The sequence below is a fragment of the Salinispora tropica CNB-440 genome (assembly GCF_000016425.1).
In the GTDB taxonomy this organism is placed as follows: domain Bacteria; phylum Actinomycetota; class Actinomycetes; order Mycobacteriales; family Micromonosporaceae; genus Micromonospora; species Micromonospora tropica.
Genome location: NC_009380.1, coordinates 335,890 through 354,832 on the forward strand (window position 1 = coordinate 335,890; position 18,943 = coordinate 354,832).

Consider the following 18,943-nt stretch of genomic DNA (forward strand, 5'->3'; position numbering starts at 1 on the left):
GCCTAACCGATTGCCCTGCGTCAACCGTCAGTGCAAATCCGTTTTGTCTGTTATACCCATGACTGGGGGGTAGGTTTTAACGTCACCGAAACCGTGACGCCCGCGGCGCCCGTTCGGTCTGGCACGATCGGTGGGTGCTTCCCTCCCGCAGGCCCGAGACCGGCCGTGAGCCCTGGCCCGAACAGCCGTCCAGCGGTCCGCCCGCGCCGCGCGCCGGGGGGGACGACGGGGGGCCGGAGCGCGGCGGCACACGCCGGGTCCGGCGGGACGGGGAGCCGGGCCGCCGGCCTGCGGGCGACCCGGACGACGGTCATGACCAGGACGTGGAGGAGACCCCGCCGGTCGAGGTACGCCGGTCACTCGCGCTGGCCGTCGCCGGTTTCGCGGTGTTGCTGGGGCTGGGGCTGGTGCTGGCGGCGCAGACCAGCGGTCCCGGGCACCGGCTGCCGTTCACGGCCGTCATCCTCGGCGTTCAGGCGCTCTCGGTGCTGGCCTGGACAATGGCGTCTCGCCCACCGGCGTTGATGACGGTGGCCGGGGTGGGTGTGGCTACCGCGATCGTCGCCGACACCGTGGCTGTCCGCAGTGATCCGGCCCGGCTGATGCCGCTGGTGCAGGTCCTGCTGGTCGGCCTGGCCGCCGCAGTCGTGGGGCAGTTCGTCCGGCGGGTCGACCGGGCGCAGGTCATCGAATCGCTGCGCGGCACGATGCTCATCGTTGCCGGGTCCGTCGCCTTCCCCACCATGATCGTGCTTACCCGGATCCCGATGGGCACCCAGGTCATCATGGTCTGCCTGGTCGCGGCCGGGGTCGCGCTCGCCGTAGCCCGGATCACCGACGCGTTCGCCGCCTGGCCCCGGCTCGCCCCCCAGGTGCCGCGGGGCGCGGCTGGCGTGGTCGGCGGCGCCATGATCGGTACCATGGTCAGTGCTGTCTTGGGCAGCTATCTCGTCACCCCGTTCACCCCGACCCGGGCCGCGATCATGGGGCTGGTCGCGGCGGTCGTCGCCGTCCTGGCGGACCTCGCCGTCGGGTACGCGGAGGCGGGCCGGGTCATGGCCGGCGAGCCGTCCCCCAGGTGGGGGATCGGGCACATGCAAGGTCCGCTTACCGGCTTCGCTCTCGCCGCGCCGGCCGCGTACGTCCTGTGCAAGCTGGTCCTCTGAGCGGTCGGGACACCACCGGTCCGGGTAGCCTCGCCGCAGTAACGCGGTGCCGGCATGACGGCGGTGCCGGTAGTAGTGGCGGCGACAGGAGGAACTGTGACGACCGAGGAGCGCCCGTACCAGGACGAACGCCCCCGGCCGCAGCGCGGGCGGCGCGTACTCGTCGTGCTCCTGGTCCTGCTCCTGCTCCTGGTCGGGCTGCTGGTGGTGGCCGACCGGGTGGCGGCGGGGGTGGCCGAACGCGCACTGACCGAACAGGTCCGTGAGGAACTCGCCACGCAGGGCGTTCAGGCGGGGCCGCCCGAGGTGGAAATCGGCGGATTCCCTTTCGTCACCCAGGTCCTCGACGGCCGCTACGAGCGCATCTCCATCGGGCTCAAGGAGGTCCGGGGATCGGTCCAGGGTGATGTGCTGGCCCTACCGACCCTCGACATCGACGCCTACGACGTGACCGCCTCGCTGGACACCCTCCGCTCCGGCCGGGGTGGGGTGATCGCCGGTAGCGTCACGGGCACCGGCACCATCAGCTACGACAGCCTCGCCACCCGACTCGACCGGGAGGGGCTACAGCTGGGGGAGCGGGACGGCCGACTCGCGGTGACCGCCCCGGTGGACATCCTCGGGCAGCAAGTGCCGGTCAGCGGCACCGCCGACATCACGGTCGAGCAGGGCCAGGTGGCGTTGCGGTTCACCGGCCTGACCGCGGAGGGATTGCCGAACGGGTCGCTGGCCCGGATGTTGCTGAGCAACTTCGCGGAGGGCATCTCCGTTGACGTGCCCCTGCCGGCACTGCCGTTCGACCTCACCGTCAGTGAGGTCCGGCCGTTGCCCGAAGGGCTCCAGATCACCGCGGAGGCGGTTGAGGTGCCGATCAACGCGGCGAGCTGAGCCGGGTACGTGTCCCGGATGCTGGTTGAGTCCGTGGCTTACGGCGACATCATTGGTAGGCTCCCTGCCCATGGGGATGTTCCTCACCAAACGGCGCGCGGTCGACCTGTGCCGTGTGGCCGCCTGCCTGTGTCGCTCCGTCCGTTGACGGCGGGGTTGCTCTCGGCCGCCTGGTCCGGCCTCCCAGCACCCAGAGTCTGCGCACCCAGCCGGTGCCCCTCCTACGCCAAACAGCGGCGCCGTCACACGAACCCGTGATCCGATCCGAGCCATGGGTCCCGCGCGTGGTGACCATCGATGCACCACCGACTTCCGCGCGCTGGCTCACCATCCATCCTCACCAGGAGTGATCTGATGAGTCGTGATTCCGCACTCGTCTCGGCCGACTGGGCCGAGAAGAACCTCAACACCCCGGGTGTCGTCTTCGTCGAGGTCGACGAGGACACCTCGGCCTACGACACCGGCCACCTGCCCGGCGCGATCAAGCTGGACTGGAAGACCGACCTACAGGACCAGGTCCGCCGGGACTTCGTGAACAAGGACCAGTTCGCGGCGCTGCTCTCCGAACGGGGCATCGCCAACGGTGACACCGTCGTCCTCTACGGCGGCAACAACAACTGGTTCGCCGCGTACGCGTACTGGTATTTCGCGCTCTACGGCCACGGCGATGTCCGGCTGCTCGACGGCGGTCGTAAGAAGTGGGAGCTGGACGCCCGTCCGCTGACCACGGAGGCGGTGTCCCGCCCGGCGACCCAGTACGTGGCGCAGGAGCCGGATCACACCATCCGGGCGTTCCGCGACGAAGTGGTGGCCGCCATCGGTACGAAGAACCTGGTGGACGTGCGCAGCCCCGACGAGTACGCGGGGCGGCTGCTCGCCCCCGCCCACCTGCCGCAGGAGCAGGCGCAGCGCGCGGGTCACGTACCCACCGCGATCAGCGTGCCGTGGTCGAAGGCGGCCAACGAGGACGGCACGTTCAAGTCCGACCAGGAACTGCGCGAGATCTATGCCGCGGCCGGGCTGGACGACAGCCGGGAGACCATCGCCTACTGCCGGATCGGCGAGCGCTCCTCGCACACCTGGTTCGTGCTCCAGGAGCTGCTCGGCCACCGGAACGTGAAGAACTACGACGGCTCGTGGACCGAGTACGGCTCGCTGGTCGGCGTGCCGGTGACGCTCGGCGACGAGCCCGGGAAGGAGTGAACGTCATGACTGCTTCGACTGCGGCCGGGTGCGCCGCCCCGGATCAGGCCGCTCCGCTGCCGGCCAGCCTCGACCTGGAGAAGGAGACCGTCATCACCGGCGTTGTCCACGATGCCGCGGGTGAGCCGGTGACCGGTGCGTACGTCCGTTTACTCGACTCTGCCGACGAGTTCACCGCCGAGGTGGTCACCTCGCCGGCCGGGCAGTTCCGCTTCTTCGCGGCGCCGGGCACGTGGCGACTGCGTGCGTTGTCCCGGCACGGCAATGGCGACACCGTCATCACGGCCAGTCGGGGCATCAACGAGGCGGCTGTCACGGTCGCCGTCGAATGACACCACGCTGATCGGCTGCGGCCCGCTACCTCCGGTTGCGGGCCGCAGCCGTCCTGTTGCGTCGCGCGTGGCCGGTGATGGGCTGGAGGAACCGTCGGGAACAGTCGCCGTCGTGCTCGGGCCGCAGCAGGCAGCGCCAGCCGCGCGTCGGCAAGGTCGTCGGCGTGCAGGGTCACATGGACGACGAGGCGCGGTCGATCGTCGCTGTCGGGCGCGCTCATGCCCGTACGCCCGGGGTGAACCGGGACTGCCAGTCGCGCAGCGCCCGCTTGATCCGGATGTTCTCGTCCCGGGTCCTCCTCAGCTCGGTCTGTACCGCGGACAGGTCCGCCGCGACCCGATAGAGGAAGAGTTCCACCTCGGATGCGTCGAGTCCCCGCCGGACCTGCGGGAACTGTTGCTGGCGTACCTGTTCGGGGGTCAACGGCCAGTGGGTCGCCGACCGGTGGTGCCCGCCTGCGTTGCCGGCGTACGACCGGTGGCGGTCCACCTCGCTGTCGGTGCCGGTGGGGCGGCGCACGTTCGCACCGATCAGCGAGTCGGTGCGAGCAGTGGGGTGGCTCGGGGCGGGGCGGTCTCGCCAGCGACGGAATCGTCGGAACGGGTTACGCACGTCAACCACCTCTCCTGACCGGACGGGTCGGGGTGAGCCGTACCCACCCACCCCGACCGGGGGATCGAGCCCTTACTCGTTGCCACGCGAGGAGGACCTGGTGCTCAACTTATACAAGGAAGCCAAGATAGGCAAGGAACACCTTAAACTTGTTGTTCTTGTCTTTCTCGTGATCGAATCGGAGGTGCCACGCGAGGAGTGACATGCCAGCGACACCGGACTACATCCGGATCTCCGACGAGATCATTGATGACATCAGGTCAGGCCGATACGAAGCGGGGGACAAGCTGCCCTCGATCGCTCAGCTCTGCGAGCGGTACCACGTAAGCCCGTCCACGATCCAGCTCGTCAACGTACGGCTGGAGGCGCTGGAGGTGATCAACCGTCACCAGGGCAAGGGTGTCTTCGTGACCGATCCGAAGACGTGGCTCCGTAAGCCCTGACCCGCCGGTGCCGCCCGGCCTCGGGCAAGGCGCGCAACCGATGGTCGCGCGGCTGGCTGTTGACTGGCCGGTGCCACAGGCGTGGCGGTGGGGTGGACTACCGCCAAGGTTTGCTTGGCCTAATCCATCGGCTATGCCCGAAAGCTGCGCCAGGGCGCCTTGGGTGATTTGAGCGTAAAGCCGGCTTCCGTGTCCTCGGCGGTTGTCCTGTGGGAGCTATGCCGCAAGACGATGACAAATCGAACGTTCACTTTAACACTGTGAACTACTTGTCAGTGTGATCGTTCACCACATTCATCGTCCCGGCATTGATTTATCCCCGGTCCGGGTTCTAAGATTTCGCCGACTTCGATGTTCTCCCGTAGCCGCTGGTTGGCCGGTTGCCAGCCACCGGCCACCGGTGGAAGAAGGAAGGGGGCGGCTATTGTTCGCCTATGTCGTTCGAGCCCCTTTCCACTATGGAGTCAGCCCTCTGGGGGCTGCTAGGTAGCTTTATTGTGGAAGCACTCGAACTTGGCGCTGCGCTGCGCCGCGCGAAAACCCTGCCATGGAACCGCCCCGATGAGCCGGGACTCCCCGCATACCTGGCCTCAGTCGTGCTCCGGCTCGCCGCTGGCGCAGGGCTCGCCGCCCTCATCGGAGCCGACGGGCAGCTAGCCAGCCCTTTCGCCGCCGGGCTCCTCGGCATCACCGCACCACTATTGATCGAGAAAATTCTGCGCCAGGTTGACATGGCGCCAGCCGAAGCCACCACACCGCACCACCACTCGACACTACCCCTCACCCGATCCGTACCACCCCCGATAGCAAAGGACCAGAAGCGGGCCCCGGGAGAAGCGGGCTCTTCCGATGTCGACTGACTCCTTCCGCCGCCAACTTGTGCTCGCGCTCGGTCGGTCCACCCCCGCTTTTCACTCACCACGAGCAGCCCGACCTGGCCGTTTAAGACACCTCATTGATGCCCTGAGCCGACGTACCCCAGCCTTCGCCAGCCAACAGACCGTAGATCTGTCCAGCGCTGATCTCCACCAGGACGACTCTCGCACCGCCGACCTCCGCAAGTCCGACCTGGCTGGCGTCGAGCTCAACAACAGGGATCTTCGCGAGACTGATCTCGCCGGTGTCAACCTCGCCCGCGCTAATTTCGCTGGCGTTGACCTCACCGGTGCGAACCTTGCCGGTGTCGACCTCCGCGGCGCGGACCTCACCGACGTCGACCTCACAGGCGCGAACCTTGCCGGTGTCGACCTCCGCGGCGCGGACCTCACCGACGTCAACCTCACTGGCGCGCTGCTCATCGGTGCCGACCTCACCGGTGTTGACCTTGCCGGCGTCAACCTGGCCGGTGTTGACCTTCGCGGAGTCAATCTCACCGGCGTCGACCTCACCAGCGCCGATCTTCGTGAGGCCAACCTCGATCGCGCCAACCTCACCGGCGTCAACCTCCGCGAGGCCAACCTCTACGGTGCCGTTCTCACCAGCACCACACTCGCGGGGGCACGGTGGGATTGGGCCACTATCTGGCCACCCGACCGGGCAGCGGAGATCTGGTTCCGGTCGGCGGAATGGCCGGATCAACCGGGCGTTTACGTCGTGCTACCAGACGCTGGCGGCCGGATTCGCCCATCCGTTGTCGTGTGACCGGGCACGTAGGCGTCGAGTGAACGCTGTCGCTGGTCTGGAGCGGCCTTTCGAGGGCCCGAGATCGCGGGCTCTGTAACCCATGAGCCGCAGGTGACGTCCGGGCTGGACGACACCTGCGGCAACGATCGGTGGCCTACTCAGATGGGTGACTCTTCGACGCCACCGAGGTAATGTGGCCGCGATCTGGAGTGGGCCGCCGATGGCCACATGAGTTTGTTGGCCACCGGCGGGGTTGGTTGGTTACTGGTGTGGTGTTGGGATGTTGTGTTGGGTGAATGTGGGTTCTGTGGTGGTCTTGGTGGTGGTAGTGGTCTCGTCTGCGGCGTAGAGGCGGATGGAGCCGTTGGTGTTGCGGGTTACGAAGGCGATTTGGTGGCCGTTTGAGTTTTGCCAGGTGAATGCGGTGGGATCGACGGGGTAGGTTTCTCCGGAGGTGACGGGTCCCCAGGTTGTCCAGGTGGTTGATCCTGCGGCGGTGTGGCGGGTGCGGTAGATATTGCCGTCGGTGGCGCGGATGAAGACCCAGGCGCGGCCGGTGGTGGGGCTGAGGATGGTGCTGGGTGATCCGTCCGGGGTGATTGAGTTGTCGCCGATTGTGGTCCAGGTGCCGGGCCAGGTGCCGTTGATGTTTTGTAGTTGGGTTTGGATGGTGCCGTTGGTGGCGTGACCGACGGCCATTACTCGGTACCCGGGTAGGAGGGTGGTGGTTAGTGAGCCGGTGAATTGGGTGTCGCCGAGGTCGGTCCATTCGGTGGTGAGAGTTCCGGCTTGCCAGGTGGCGGTTTGGACTTTGCCGGTGCTGGTGGTGGCGAGGATGGTGGCGGTGCGGTCAGGGCCGATTTGGGCGATTGGGGTGCCAGTTAGGCCGGTGGCGCCGGTGGAGGTCCAGGGTAGGAGTTCGCCGGTGGTTCCGTCTTGTTGGCGTGACCAGAGGGTGCCATTGGTGTCGTAGGCGAAGACGGCGAGGCTATCGTCGGAGAGTTGGATCGCGGCGGGGGCGGATTTCATTGCGCCGCCGAGTTCCAGCCAGGGTTTCCAGTCGGGGGAGGCGGGGGCTTTCTGGGTGAGTCGTTGGATGTCGCTGGTGCTGGTTTGGCTGAAGACGTTTACGTTGTCTTCGGCGTCCGCGACGAGGGCCGGGGTGCCCACGTGCACGATGTTGGCGGGGGCTGACCATTGGATTGTGGCGAGGGCGTCGGGGTTAGCCCGGCCGTGTCGGATTTGGCCGATGTTGTCGTTGTAGGCGATTTCCAGGGTGCCGAGGGCTGTTGAGGCTGCTGGGGCCTGCATCGCCGCGATCGGCATGTTCGGCTGCAACGGTATCGAAGGAAGCGCGGGGCTGCTGATCGCGCCCTGGTGGCAGGTGTTCGTGGTCGCGAAGATCTCGGGGAAACGCCATCCCCAGCCGGCCTTGTGGAAGACGAGCTCCCAGTCGAGCAGGTCTTCTCGGTAGCGGTACTGGTAGAGGTCGCCGTTGTCCAGGACGCCGTAGACGGTGTCACCGCCGGCGGAGAAGATACTGGTGTAGTAGCCCCAGCCGGAACCGACGTGGAGGTTGTAGCTGATCCATCGCTGCGTCGTCGGGTCGAAGCGATACCGGTAGAGACGATCGTCGGCGGCGCGGGCGTAGAGGACTCCCGGGGAGGTGGCGAACAGGAGGTTGTACCGGTCCCATCCCGTGTCGATCACTCGGCCGTCGATGGTCCATGTCTTTGACGATTCGCTGTAGCGGTGCCAGCGAAGCCTTCCGGTGTCGTCGATGGTGTAGAAGTCACCCGACTCGTCAATGGTGATCTTGTTGCGATTTGCTGATTCGGCGTACGACCCGAAGCTGGAGCTGATCTGCGGTCCTTGTGCGCCGTCGATCCTTTCCCACCCGAATCCGGTCCACCGGTAGCGGAACATTCCCTCCGATTTGATCCCGTAGACCCGTCCGTCGGGGCCCCCGAGGACGCGTCCGAACTGTTGCCAGCCGACTCCGATGGTGGTGGCGGCGGTCCACTCTCCGCTGCTGCCGTCGTCGTATCCCGGGGTTTCGTATTTTCGGTGAGTCAGTGTGCCGCTGCTGGTGGAGTTGAAAAACTGTGCCGCGCCGGTGCAGCTGAACGCATCTTCGGACGCCTGTGCGGGGTGAGCTCCAGCGGTGACGGTGATGCCGCTGCCGATCAGTGCAATCGCAAGTCCTAAACGGAGTGCGCTGCGCCTGGGGACTGTTCCCCGCCTGCGAACATGTGTGGGACGGAACATTTTCAAACCCCTCTCTCAGTGTGTGTGCTGTTTGCCCGGTATGCCGGCATTCTTGGATTGTGTGGAATAAAGTAATAGGTCTTTGTAGCTGGGAGGCACTGCGGGCCCTGCTTGTTTGGCCGTGCTGGATGGTAGTCGATCGGGGCTGCACCGTGCCCCCTCATTGCCGTCCCGTCAGGAGGTGCGCCTGCCCGGTTGAGTGGGTCGGATGGCGCCTTGACAATGGCCTGCGTTGCTGGGATTGTACGGCGGCGAGTCGAGATGGGACGGTGACGGAGAGTAGCAGTGGACAGTCGAAGAAGCGGGTTTTCTAATGGGAAGTTCACAATGGCTGATCGCCTTTAACGGCCGCTGTGGGTGTGCACACTGTCCCTGCGTTTGAGGCTGTTCTCGCGCTGGCTTGACGTTTGTCTGTCGCGTGTCGCCCGGCGCACTTATGTGCTGGCAATTTCTGGATTTATGCGTTGTTCGGCTATTTTCAGAAATGCACTAACACTGCGGAACCGTTCGAGGTCGAGTCGCTCGAGGCTGATCCGCAGTCTTCCTGCTGTCAATTGATCCATCAGCCCAGGGGTTGACGATGTCCTTTGGTCCTCGACGTACGTTCGACCGGTCGGCACAGCCGTCGAGGCGTGCTCCGCTGCTGCGCACGGGCACGGTGCGTTCTCTCGTCGCTGCTGCCATGGTTGGCGTACTCGCTCTCGGTTTGGGCGGCGGCGGGGTGAGTGGTCTGTCGCCGCTGCCCGTTGCAGGAGACGAGGCCGGGCGCAGGGCAGCGGCTGGGGCGCCTGCCCAGAAGTGGAGTTCGGCGGCGACCGGAAGCGACCACGTTGCCCGGGGCCGGGTCAATCGGGAGCTGCCGACCACACAGCGCGGCCGCCACCCGCTGCATCGCTTGGCGCAGGAGCCGAAGTCAGTCGTCAACAAGGCCAGCGTGGAGCAGCCGCCGGCGGGTGAGGCAAAGGGCTTCGACCAGAAGACCAGTCGCGAGCAGCCGGCCGAGCGTGACGCCAACCAGCGGGTCTACCACAACGCCGATGGCACCCAGACCGTCGAATTCTCGTCCGCGCCGATCAACTACCAGACGTCAGACGGTAACTGGGCACCGATTGACAGCAGTCTGGTGCCCAGCAGTGACGGTGGTTGGCAGAACGCGGCGGACGCGACCCAGGTCCGACTGGCTCCTCGGTCTGACGCGGGCGATCTCGTCCGGTTGATCTTCGACGAGGACATCGAGTTCGGCTACAGCGTCGCCGACGCCGCCGGGACGGTCGGGCAGGTCACTGGTGACGCGATTGTCTATCCCGGTGTTCGACCGGAGATGGATCTGCGCTTGGAACCGCGTCCCGGCGGGGTCAAGGAAACTCTCGTTCTGCACTCCGCCACCGCTCCGACCTCGTATCTCTTTCCGCTTCACCTACGCGACCTGACCGCCCGGCTCGTTGACGGGCAGGTCGTACTGACCGACAAAGCCGGCGTGCAACGGGGGGTCATTCCGCCCGGGTACATGGTGGATGCCGGTGAGGGCGATCGCGGGCCTGCCACCTCCACCGGCGTGCGCTACGAACTCGTCAACGTTGACGATCAACCCGCGCTGCGACTGACGCTGGACTCGGCGTGGTTGAGCGATCCGGATCGTCGGTTCCCGGTCGAGGTTGACCCGACGGTGGGTCCGCCGGTGACCAGCGAGGGCGCGGACAGCAGCATGTACGTGCACGGCAGCAGCTCCACCTCTGGAGGCCAGGAGCTGCTGGTGGGACGCGCCAGTGGGTCCAACGCGGCGGCGTACCTCACGTTCAACGGGCTGGTTGACCAGCTACGTGATCAAACTATCCACGGGGCCGCCCTGTCCGTGGTCAACTACGACGCGGCCTCCTGCAAGCCACGGAAGATCACTGTCCACCCGGTCACCGAGTCGTGGACCGCGGGCACCGGCCACTCGTACCCCGGTCCGTCGGTGGGTAGCTCACTCGCCAGCCGCTCGTTCGCGCATGGCTACATCGGCCTGGGGCAGTCCCAGTCGGCGTGCCCGGCGGCCAACGAGATGTTCGACCTTGGTACGGCCGGGCGGGACCTGGTACAGCGGTGGGTGAACGGTGAACAGGCCAACAACGGTCTGTCGTTGCGGGCCCCGACGACTGACTCCTCGGCTTGGAAGCGGCTTGCCGGTACCGGTACCGCCAACGCGCCAACGCTGTACATCACCCACTCGCCCTACAACGCCGAGTACGCGATCCCGAACCCGACCCCGGAGCCGCCCGTCCTGCGTAACCAGGACGGCAACGTGCAGGTGACCGTCACCAACCGGGGCTCCGAGGACTGGACGCCCGCGAACTACTACCTCGCCTACCGGGTCTACAACGCCCAGACGGGAGAGGCCGTTACCCAGCAGCGGTCGGCAAGCCTGCCGTCGACCCTCGCCCGCGGCGCCACGGTCACCCTCGACGCCTCGGTGAAACGGCTGGAACCGGCAACGTACTTCCTCGACTTCACCATGGTGCGTACCGGCGGCGCCGTCTTCACCGATCACCAGGTCCCGCCGGGCCGGATCGTGCTCCAGGTCTTCGACGTGCCACCGGTGGTGCAGGAGCTGTACCCACCGAACGGGTACCAGGCCCCCACCCTGAACCCGCTGCTGTGGGCGCAAGCCGTGGACACCGACGCCCCGCCCGGGGCAACTCTCAGCTTCAAGTTCGAGGTCTGTGATCGTACCGACGACGGCGGGGAAACCAATTGCACGGACTCCGGCTACCTCGACGAACACGCGTGGGTGATCCCGGACGGTCGCCTGTCCTGGGGCGAGTCCTACCTGTGGCGTGCCTACGTCAGGGACGGCGCCAACGAGGTGCGCTCCCCCGACTCGGTGTTACTTACCTCCGTGCCCCAACCGGACGTGCTCTCCCGGATCGCCAGATCGCCAGACGCCGAACGGGGGCGTGATTTCGACACCCAGGTCGGCAACGTCAGTACCTCGGCGATCGACGTCACGGCCATGACCGTTGGGCCGGAGCTGAATCTGCTCCGCACGTACAACAGCCTCGACCCGCGTCCGTCCGCGGTCTTCGGCGCCGGCTGGTCCAGTCGGTACGACATGAAGCTGACGCCGGACGATGACGGCTCCGGCAACGTGGTGATCCGTTACCCGGACGGGCAGGAGGTACGGTTCGGGCGGAACTCCGACGGGACGTACGTCGCGCCGTCGGGTCGGGTGGCCCGGCTGACCCTCGATGACACGGGCTGGAAGCTGCGCGACCGCTCCGGCACCACCTACGAGTTTTCCCTGACCGGCAAGTTGGTCAGGATCACTGACAAGATGGCCCGGTCGGTCAAGCTGGTGTACGACGTCTTCTCCGGCAAGTTGGCACGGGCGCAGGTCGCGAACAGCTTTACCAACACCGCGGGCCGAGCGCTCCACTTCTCGTGGACCGACGACCATATCACCGCCGTCAAGACCGACGCGATTGACGGCGCCCCGCTGACCTGGACCTACTCCTACAGCGGCGATCTGCTCACCAAGGTGTGCTCGCCGACGGACGCCTGCACCAGCTACGAGTACGCGGAGGGCTCGCACTACCGTACCGCCGTGCTCGATGCCCGCCCGGACTCGTACTACCGACTCGGGGAGAGTGAGGGCACCGCGGCGGCCAGCGACGTCGCGATTAACCTGGGCAAGGACTCCGCCACCTATCACCACGTGACCCTTGCCCAACCTGGTGTGATCGAGGGCGTCGGTGACACCGCGGCCTCCTTCAACGGCGCCTCCTCCCATGTGGAGCTCCCCAAGGGCCTGGTGAAAAAGAGTCGTGACACCGCTGTCGAGCTCTGGTTCAAGGTCGGCAAGACCCAGACCGGTGGCCCGCTGATCGGCTACCAGGACAAGGCCCTCGACTCCGCTGCCACCAACGGGGTGCCGATCCTCTACACCGGCATCGACGGCCGCCTGCGTGGTCAGCTCGCCGGAGGCACCATCGCACCGATTTCCTCCACCGTTCCTGTCAACGACGGCAAGTGGCACCACGTCGTACTGTCCGCCATGGGCAACGTCCAGACCATGTATCTGGACGGCGTCAAGGTCGGCGAGCGGACCGGGCAGACCATCGAACACTCGCTGCTGACGTTCAACCAGGTCGGTGCCGCTTCGGCTACGACGCCCGGCTCGTGGCCGGGCTGGGGGTGGACGGCTCGGCGGTACTTCGCCGGCACGATCGACGAGGTCGCCGTCTACTCGCATCCCATTGGCCCGAAGACCGCCGCGGCACACTTCGAGTACGCGAAGCCCGCCGCACAGCAGCTCACCAAGATCACGCTGCCCAGCGGTAAGGTCGCCAGCGAGGTTGTCTACGACACCGCCACCGACCGGGTCAAGGAATACACCGACGAGAACGGTGGTACATGGAAGATCGGTCAGCCGGCCATCTACGGCGGCGACGACGATCTCCGCCGGAGTGTCCAGCTCCTGGACCCGGCCAACCGTCCGCACCTCTACGAGTATGACGCGCTGACCGGGCAGATGTTGCGCTCCGGCATTCCGCTCGGCCTGGAAACCCGGCGGGAGGACCAGCCGGGTGAGCCAACTCCGTCGCCGGGTCCTCCGCCCGGTGAGACGTGCACGGAACCGGACCCTATCGACCCTGCCTTCTGCACCATCATTCCGGACGACTCCGGTGGGCCGGTCTTCGTCGAGCATCCGCTCGACGGCATGGCGATCCGCAGCTACTCGTACGACGAAAAGGGCTACCAGACCAAGGTCACCAACGAAAACGGTGACTCGGTGGAGATGACCTACGACAGCAAGGGTCGCCTGACGACCCGTAAGAACTGCCGTACCACCTCTGAGTGCCATACCCGCTACTTCACCTACTCCGCCACCATCACCGACCGGCTGGACCCGCGGGTGGACCTGGTCGTCGAGTCGAGGGACAGCCGGTCGAGCAGCCCCACCGACAATCAGTACCGCACCACCTTCGAATACGCGATAGACGGTCAGCTAACCCGGCAGACCAACCCGGACGGAAGCACCGTCAGGCACACGTACACCTTCGGTGCCGAAGTCGCCGTTGGCGGCGGGAATCCACCGGCCGGCCTGATCAAGACCAGTACCGACGCCCGTGGCAAGGTCACCCGCTTCGTCTACTACAGCAACGGAGACCTTGCCCGGGTCACCGAGCCAGGCGGTCTGGTCAGCGAGTACACCTATGACACACTCGGCCGGCAACTCACCGAGAAGATTGTCTCGGACTCCCACCCCGAGGGTGTCACCACCACCTTCACCTACGACGATCACTCCCGGGTCAAGACCGTCACTGGCCCGGTAGTCACCGAGGAGATCTCCGGTGCGGAGCATCAGGCGCGCACCACCAACGAGTACGACGCGGACGGCAACGTCACCGAGGTAACCGTCGCCGACCTGCTCGGCGAGGATCCGGAGCGAATCGTCACCACCGAGTACGACGAGTACAACCGCCCGGTGCGGATGATCGACGCTGAAGGCAACGAGGAGAGCTACGAGTACGACCGGTTCGGCAACCGGACATCCATGGTGGATGCCAACGACAACCGGTACGACTGGGCGTACACGGCTCAGAACAAGGTCGCCGAGGTGCGGTTGCGCGGCTGGCGCAGCGACCCGGATGGCATACCCGCCCCGGACACCGGCGACTATCTGGTGTTGCACGCCTACTCGTACGACCACGCGGGTCGACTCGCCAGCGACACCGACGCGATGGGTCGTCGCCTGGAGTACACGTACTACCGGGACGACCGCCTGCACGCCATCACGATGAAGGACTTCCGGGACCAGGACGGAACCACGCGTGACTATGTGGTCGAGGAACGCCAGTACGACGCGGCCGGCAACCTCACCCTCAAGAAGGAAGCTAACGGCACCCGGACGAGCGAGTTCATGTACGACCGGGCGGGCAAGCTCCTCACCAGCGTTCTGGATCCGACCGGGCTGACCCGGACCGAGACCATGGCGTACGACCTCAACGGCAACGTGACGCGGACGACCCGCAGCGGCAAGGCCTCCAATGTGCCGTGGGTCGTGCCGGTTGTCACGGAAACCGTTGACTACACCTACGACGATGATGGCAACCTGCTGACCGAGAAGGTGACGGCAGGCAGCGAGACCCGGACGACCAGCTACACGTATGACCAGCGGGGCTTGCGACTGAGCGCCACCGACCCCCGGGGCAACGTGAGCGGTGCTGACAAGGCCGCCTTCACCACCACCTACGAATACGACGAACTCGGCCGGCAGGTCAGCTCGACCGGCCCGGCGGCGGCGGCGGAGAGCGACGGCGGCGAGCCCGTCACGACCCGCGCCGAGGTCGCGTTCAGCTATAACACCTTCGGCGAGCAGGTCGCCGCGCGTGACCCACGCGGGCAGATCTCCCACGTCGAGTACGACAAACTCGGCCGTCCGGTGCGCACCCTAGCCCCGGCCTACCTGCCGCCGGGAGTCTCCGAGCAGATCATCCCGGAAACCCGACAGAGCTACGACGGGCTGGGCAACGTTGTCGAGGCAATCCGTCCGAGTGGCACCACCAAGTTCACCTACGACCAGCTCAACCGTCTTGTCGCCCGGGACGATCCGGCATCGACCAACGATGACCGGGCGGTGACCCACTACACGTACACCCGCGTCGGCGAAGTGCTGTCGGTCACCGACCCGACCGGTGCTCGGATCGAATCCACCTACGATGATCTGGACCGCCAGATCACGCAGACCCGCGTGGAACGGCAACCGACGCCCCGGAACCTCGTCACCCAGATGGCCTACGACGACTACGGCAATCTGACCTCGGTCGTGTCGCCGTCGGGTGCGACGACGGTCAACGCCTACGACAGCGTGGGCGACATGATCCGGACCACCGCGCCTACTGGCGAGTCGATGGTCTTCGGCTACGACTACGCGGGCCGGCAGATCCGCGCCTCCGACGGACTGGGCCGCACCGTCAGTATCGAGTACGACCGGTTTGGCGACCGCGCCAGCGATGCCAGCCTGGACGCGGACGGGACACTGCTTCGCCGCCAGACGTACGAATACGACGAGGCAAGCAACATGATCTCGTCAACGGATCCGTACGGCACCGTCACCCGGTACGAGTACGACGCGTTGAGCCGGCTACGCAAACAGATCGAACCGGTGACCGACAAAAAGTCGATCACCACCACCTTCGGCTACGACGTCGCCGGCAACCGGACCCGCTACACCGACGGCCGGGGTAACTCGACCACCTACACGTACAACACGCTCGGCCTGCCGGAGTCGACGATCGAACCGGCGACGACCGCCCACCCGGCGGTGGCCGACCGCACCTGGACTGTCGGCTACGACGCCGAAGGTCAGGCGGTCCGGTTGAGCGCACCGGGCGACGTCAGCCGGCAGCGGACCTACGACGCCGGCGGCCGGCTCACCGCCGAGACCGGATCAGGTGGCGACACCGCGACCACCGCGCGGGAACTCAGCTACGACCTGGTGGGACGGCCCACCAGCGTGAGCGCCCCGGGCGGTGCCAATAGCTATACCTACAACGACCAGGGGGCGCTGCTCTCCACCGCCGGCCCGTCCGGCACCGCCAGCTTCACCTACGACGACGACGGTCGGATGACGACCCGGACTGACTTGACCGGGACATCCGCCTTCGACTACGTCAAGGGTCGGCTCGACACGATCACCGACTCGATCACCGGCCAGGCACAGCGGCTGAGCTACGACGCCGCCGGCGAGGTGGAGACGGTCGATTACGGCGGCGGCCGGATTCGCACCTTCGGGTACGACGACTTTGGTCGGGTCGCCAGCGACACTGTGCAGAACAGCGCCGGCTCCACCGTCGCCTCAGTGACCTACGGCTTCGACCTGAACGGTCACCTGACCGGGAAGAAGACCACGGGCACCGCGGGCGCGGGCGACAACTCCTACACGTACGACAAGGCGGGCCGGCTCACCTCGTGGACCAACCCGGAGGGCACGGTCGCGTACGAGTGGGACGACAGCGGTAACCGGATCAGCGCCGGGTCGAAGACCGCTACGTTCGACGAGCGAAACCGTCTGCTCTCCGATGGCGACTACACCTATGCCTACACCGCCCGCGGCACCCTGAGCACCCGGACCAGCTCCGGCCTGTCCGAGCAGTACTCGTTCGACGCGTTCGACCGGCTCACCGAGGCCGACGAGCAGACCTACACCTACGACGGCCTGGACCGGGTGACCTCCCGTACCGGGACGACCTTCACCTACGCCGGCTTCGGGGATGAGGTGGTCCACGACGGGGTGGAGTACTTCGCTCGCGGACCGGGCGGAGAACTGCTCGCCACCGGCCAGGGCAACAACGAACGGCTGTCCCTGACCGACGTGCACGGCGATGTCGTGGCCGCCTTCGACCCGGCCAACACCGAGCTCGCCGCACTCAACGACTCGACTGCCTACGACCCGTTCGGTCAAAAGATCGACAGCGTCGGCGACACCGGCAACCTGGGCTTCCAGGGTGACTGGACCGATCCAGACACCGGCCAGGTCGACATGGGTGCCCGCTGGTACGACCCCGGTACCGGTTCGTTCACCTCGCGGGACAGCGTCACCTACGCCGCTGGGGATTCGATTCTGGCCAACCGGTACGGCTACGGTGCTGGCGCCCCACTCGACTTCTACGACCCCGACGGCCACTGGCCCAGCTTTGTCAAGAAAGCAAGTAGCTGGGTATCCAACAAGTGGAAGTCCGCCAAGGAGGCTGTGGGCCGGACGTGGAATTCTGCAAAGAGCTGGGGGTCCAGGCTGTGGGAGAATGCACGCACCTGGGTTACGAATCAGTACAACCGTGTGAAATCAGCCCTTACCGCAGCGAAGACCTGGGTTAGCGATAAGATCCACGCGGTTAAGAACAAGGCGAGAGAGGGCTACGCGGCCTACCAGGACGGCAAGCTCGGCGACTGGGCGAAGGAACAGGCCAGGGCCGCCGCACATGAAGTCAAGGCCAAGGTTACGCGGGCAGCCAAGGCAGCGCAGGAAAAGCTGGTCAAATTCACCAAACTGCCGGTTGTTCAAGCGCTGACAAAACCTCTGATCGCAGCAAAAGAACTGGTTTCTGCCGGCGTCAAAGTCGCGGCCAGTGTCGTCTCGGTCACCGCCCAGGCCATCAAGGACCCGGAAAAGTTCCGAGAGAAGCTCCTGAACGCGGCAGCGGAGAAAGTAGCGCCGCTGGTCGAGGGCGTAACTGACGTATGGGACAAGTCAACCCAGTTCGTCGAGGACCATGCCGCCGAGATCGCCGGCATCGCGGCCGGCGTCGCAGTCGGTGTTGGCTGCGGTATGGCGATCGGCTGGACCGGCGTCGGTGCGGTGGCGTGTGGTGCCCTCGCGGGTGCGGTCGGCTCGGCCGTCACCGGCAGCGTGATCGGAAAGCGCGGCTCGGACCTGCTCGGCGAGGTGGCGACGGGTGCTGCGTTCGGTGCGGTCGGCGGCGCCCTCGGCCCCATCGCCGGCCGAGCGATCGGCGCCGGAGTCCGCGCCCTCGGCGGCGGCCTGCGGGCGGCCGGCAACGTCGGCGGAAATCTCCTGGCTTCTGGCGGCAGAGCAATCAGCGCTGGTGCGTCGAAGGTCCGTAGTCTCGCCGGACGCCAATTTAACAGGGGCTGCCGGACCAACAGCTTCACTTCGGCTACCAGAGTCTTGCTGGCCGACGGTAGTCGTAGAGCGATCAGTGAGGTCCGTATCGGTGACCGGGTACTCGCCACCGACCCCACCACCGGCCGTACCGAGGCGCGTGTCGTCACCGCGTTGATCGTAGGTGCCGGTAGTAAGGACCTGGTCGAGATCACTGTCGACACCGATGGTGATGCGGGCGACCAAACCGCGAAGCTCACCGCCACCGACGGTCACCCCTTCTGGGAGTACGGCGACGGTCGTTGGGTCGAGGCGAGGGATCTCGAACCCGGGTATGAGTTTGAAACCGCGGACCACCGGCCGGCCACGGTGGTGGCCGTCCGTAAGTGGACTGAGCACCAGCAGGTCTACAACCTCACCGTTGACGGCCTCCACACGTACTATGTGGTAGCCGGTAGTACACCGGTGTTGGTCCACAACTGCACAATCCTTGGTGCTGGAGCTCCGAAGGCAGGAAACACTGCAGTTGTCGGTCGTCTTGAGGACACTGCCGTGGCCCGCGACTGGGCGAGCCACGATGTTCTCAACATCCCGGACTGGACCATCACAAAGAATGATGCATGGGTGAATGCGGTTATTAAGAATAAGCAGGATGTGTACGTCGCATCCCCACTGACACACCGAAACCTGTGGGACGCGGCTAATGGTCGACAGACCGTCTTGGCTCGGGAACTGAAAATGCTGACAGGCGCTGGCTACAAGTGGGATGGGGACTATCTGCGCCCCCCAAGGAGTTGATCGTC

At 66.0% G+C, this 18,943-nt stretch carries 11 protein-coding genes and 1 pseudogene; 9 read left to right on the plus strand and 3 right to left on the minus strand.

Translation table 11 applies throughout. The features are described 5' to 3' along the window. Window positions 1–134 precede the first annotated feature (134 nt). The 5 genes from STROP_RS01495 to STROP_RS01510 all read left to right on the plus strand — a co-directional run bounded on the left by STROP_RS01495 (window position 135) and on the right by STROP_RS01510 (window position 3,589). A complete protein-coding gene (locus STROP_RS01495) occupies window positions 135–1,166 on the plus strand; it encodes a hypothetical protein (RefSeq protein WP_011904214.1) in 1,032 nt (343 codons plus the stop codon). 96 nt (window positions 1,167–1,262) lie between these two features. After that, on the plus strand, window positions 1,263–2,054 hold the full coding sequence (locus STROP_RS01500) for an LmeA family phospholipid-binding protein (RefSeq protein ID WP_011904215.1): 792 nt from the start codon (window positions 1,263–1,265) through the stop codon (window positions 2,052–2,054). 76 nt (window positions 2,055–2,130) lie between these two features. Then, window positions 2,131–2,202: an Ms5788A family Cys-rich leader peptide gene (locus STROP_RS26080; RefSeq protein ID WP_337998640.1), complete on the plus strand. Its 72-nt coding sequence runs from the start codon at window positions 2,131–2,133 to the stop codon at window positions 2,200–2,202. A gap of 206 nt (window positions 2,203–2,408) precedes the next feature. Beyond that, entirely contained in the window at window positions 2,409–3,257 is an 849-nt protein-coding gene (locus tag STROP_RS01505; protein WP_026275808.1) for a sulfurtransferase, read from the plus strand. Further along, on the plus strand, window positions 3,254–3,589 hold the full coding sequence (locus tag STROP_RS01510; protein WP_026275807.1) for a DUF1416 domain-containing protein: 336 nt from the start codon (window positions 3,254–3,256) through the stop codon (window positions 3,587–3,589). The genes STROP_RS01505 and STROP_RS01510 overlap by 4 nt, the downstream gene beginning before the upstream one ends. Before the next feature lie 25 nt (window positions 3,590–3,614). Here the strand turns inward: STROP_RS01510 and STROP_RS25460 are convergent. After that, window positions 3,615–3,810 (minus strand): annotated as a pseudogene (locus STROP_RS25460) (hypothetical protein). After that, window positions 3,807–4,211 (minus strand): DivIVA domain-containing protein, encoded by a 405-nt coding sequence (locus STROP_RS01515; protein WP_029125584.1) that lies wholly within the window; start codon window positions 4,209–4,211, stop codon window positions 3,807–3,809. The pseudogene STROP_RS25460 and the gene STROP_RS01515 overlap by 4 nt, the downstream one beginning before the upstream one ends. Window positions 4,212–4,405: 194 nt before the next feature. Here STROP_RS01515 and STROP_RS01520 point away from each other — a divergent pair, with 194 nt between their 5' ends. From STROP_RS01520 to STROP_RS23405, 3 genes are all read left to right on the plus strand, one after another. Then, window positions 4,406–4,645 (plus strand): winged helix-turn-helix domain-containing protein, encoded by a 240-nt coding sequence (locus tag STROP_RS01520; RefSeq protein WP_011904219.1) that lies wholly within the window; start codon window positions 4,406–4,408, stop codon window positions 4,643–4,645. 434 nt (window positions 4,646–5,079) lie between these two features. After that, on the plus strand, window positions 5,080–5,505 hold the full coding sequence (locus STROP_RS23400; protein WP_080516543.1) for a hypothetical protein: 426 nt from the start codon (window positions 5,080–5,082) through the stop codon (window positions 5,503–5,505). Next, window positions 5,495–6,286, plus strand: coding sequence for a pentapeptide repeat-containing protein (locus STROP_RS23405; protein WP_011904221.1), 792 nt, complete (start codon window positions 5,495–5,497; stop codon window positions 6,284–6,286). The genes STROP_RS23400 and STROP_RS23405 overlap by 11 nt, the downstream gene beginning before the upstream one ends. Before the next feature lie 243 nt (window positions 6,287–6,529). On the opposite strand, the gene STROP_RS25955 is transcribed toward STROP_RS23405, so the two are convergent. Continuing rightward, the gene (locus STROP_RS25955) at window positions 6,530–8,536 is read right to left on the minus strand and encodes a tachylectin-related carbohydrate-binding protein (RefSeq protein ID WP_011904222.1); all 2,007 of its coding nucleotides are present in this window, start codon (window positions 8,534–8,536) and stop codon (window positions 6,530–6,532) included. A gap of 580 nt (window positions 8,537–9,116) precedes the next feature. Here STROP_RS25955 and STROP_RS01535 point away from each other — a divergent pair. Continuing rightward, complete coding sequence (locus tag STROP_RS01535) at window positions 9,117–18,938, plus strand: polymorphic toxin-type HINT domain-containing protein (protein ID WP_011904223.1); 9,822 nt, start codon at window positions 9,117–9,119, stop codon at window positions 18,936–18,938. Window positions 18,939–18,943: the final 5 nt, after the last annotated feature.

What these genes read in the sequence shown, in the direction of transcription:
- STROP_RS01505 (WP_026275808.1), top strand. Translation starts at nt 2,409, where the DNA reads ATGAGTCGTGATTCCGCACTCGTCTCGGCCGACTGGGCCGAGAAGAAC.
- STROP_RS01520 (WP_011904219.1), top strand. Translation starts at nt 4,406, where the DNA reads ATGCCAGCGACACCGGACTACATCCGGATCTCCGACGAGATCATTGAT.
- STROP_RS23400 (WP_080516543.1), top strand. Translation starts at nt 5,080, where the DNA reads ATGTCGTTCGAGCCCCTTTCCACTATGGAGTCAGCCCTCTGGGGGCTG.
- STROP_RS23405 (WP_011904221.1), top strand. Translation starts at nt 5,495, where the DNA reads ATGTCGACTGACTCCTTCCGCCGCCAACTTGTGCTCGCGCTCGGTCGG.
- STROP_RS25955 (WP_011904222.1), bottom strand. Translation starts at nt 8,536, where the DNA reads ATGTTCCGTCCCACACATGTTCGCAGGCGGGGAACAGTCCCCAGGCGC.
- STROP_RS01535 (WP_011904223.1), top strand. Translation starts at nt 9,117, where the DNA reads ATGTCCTTTGGTCCTCGACGTACGTTCGACCGGTCGGCACAGCCGTCG.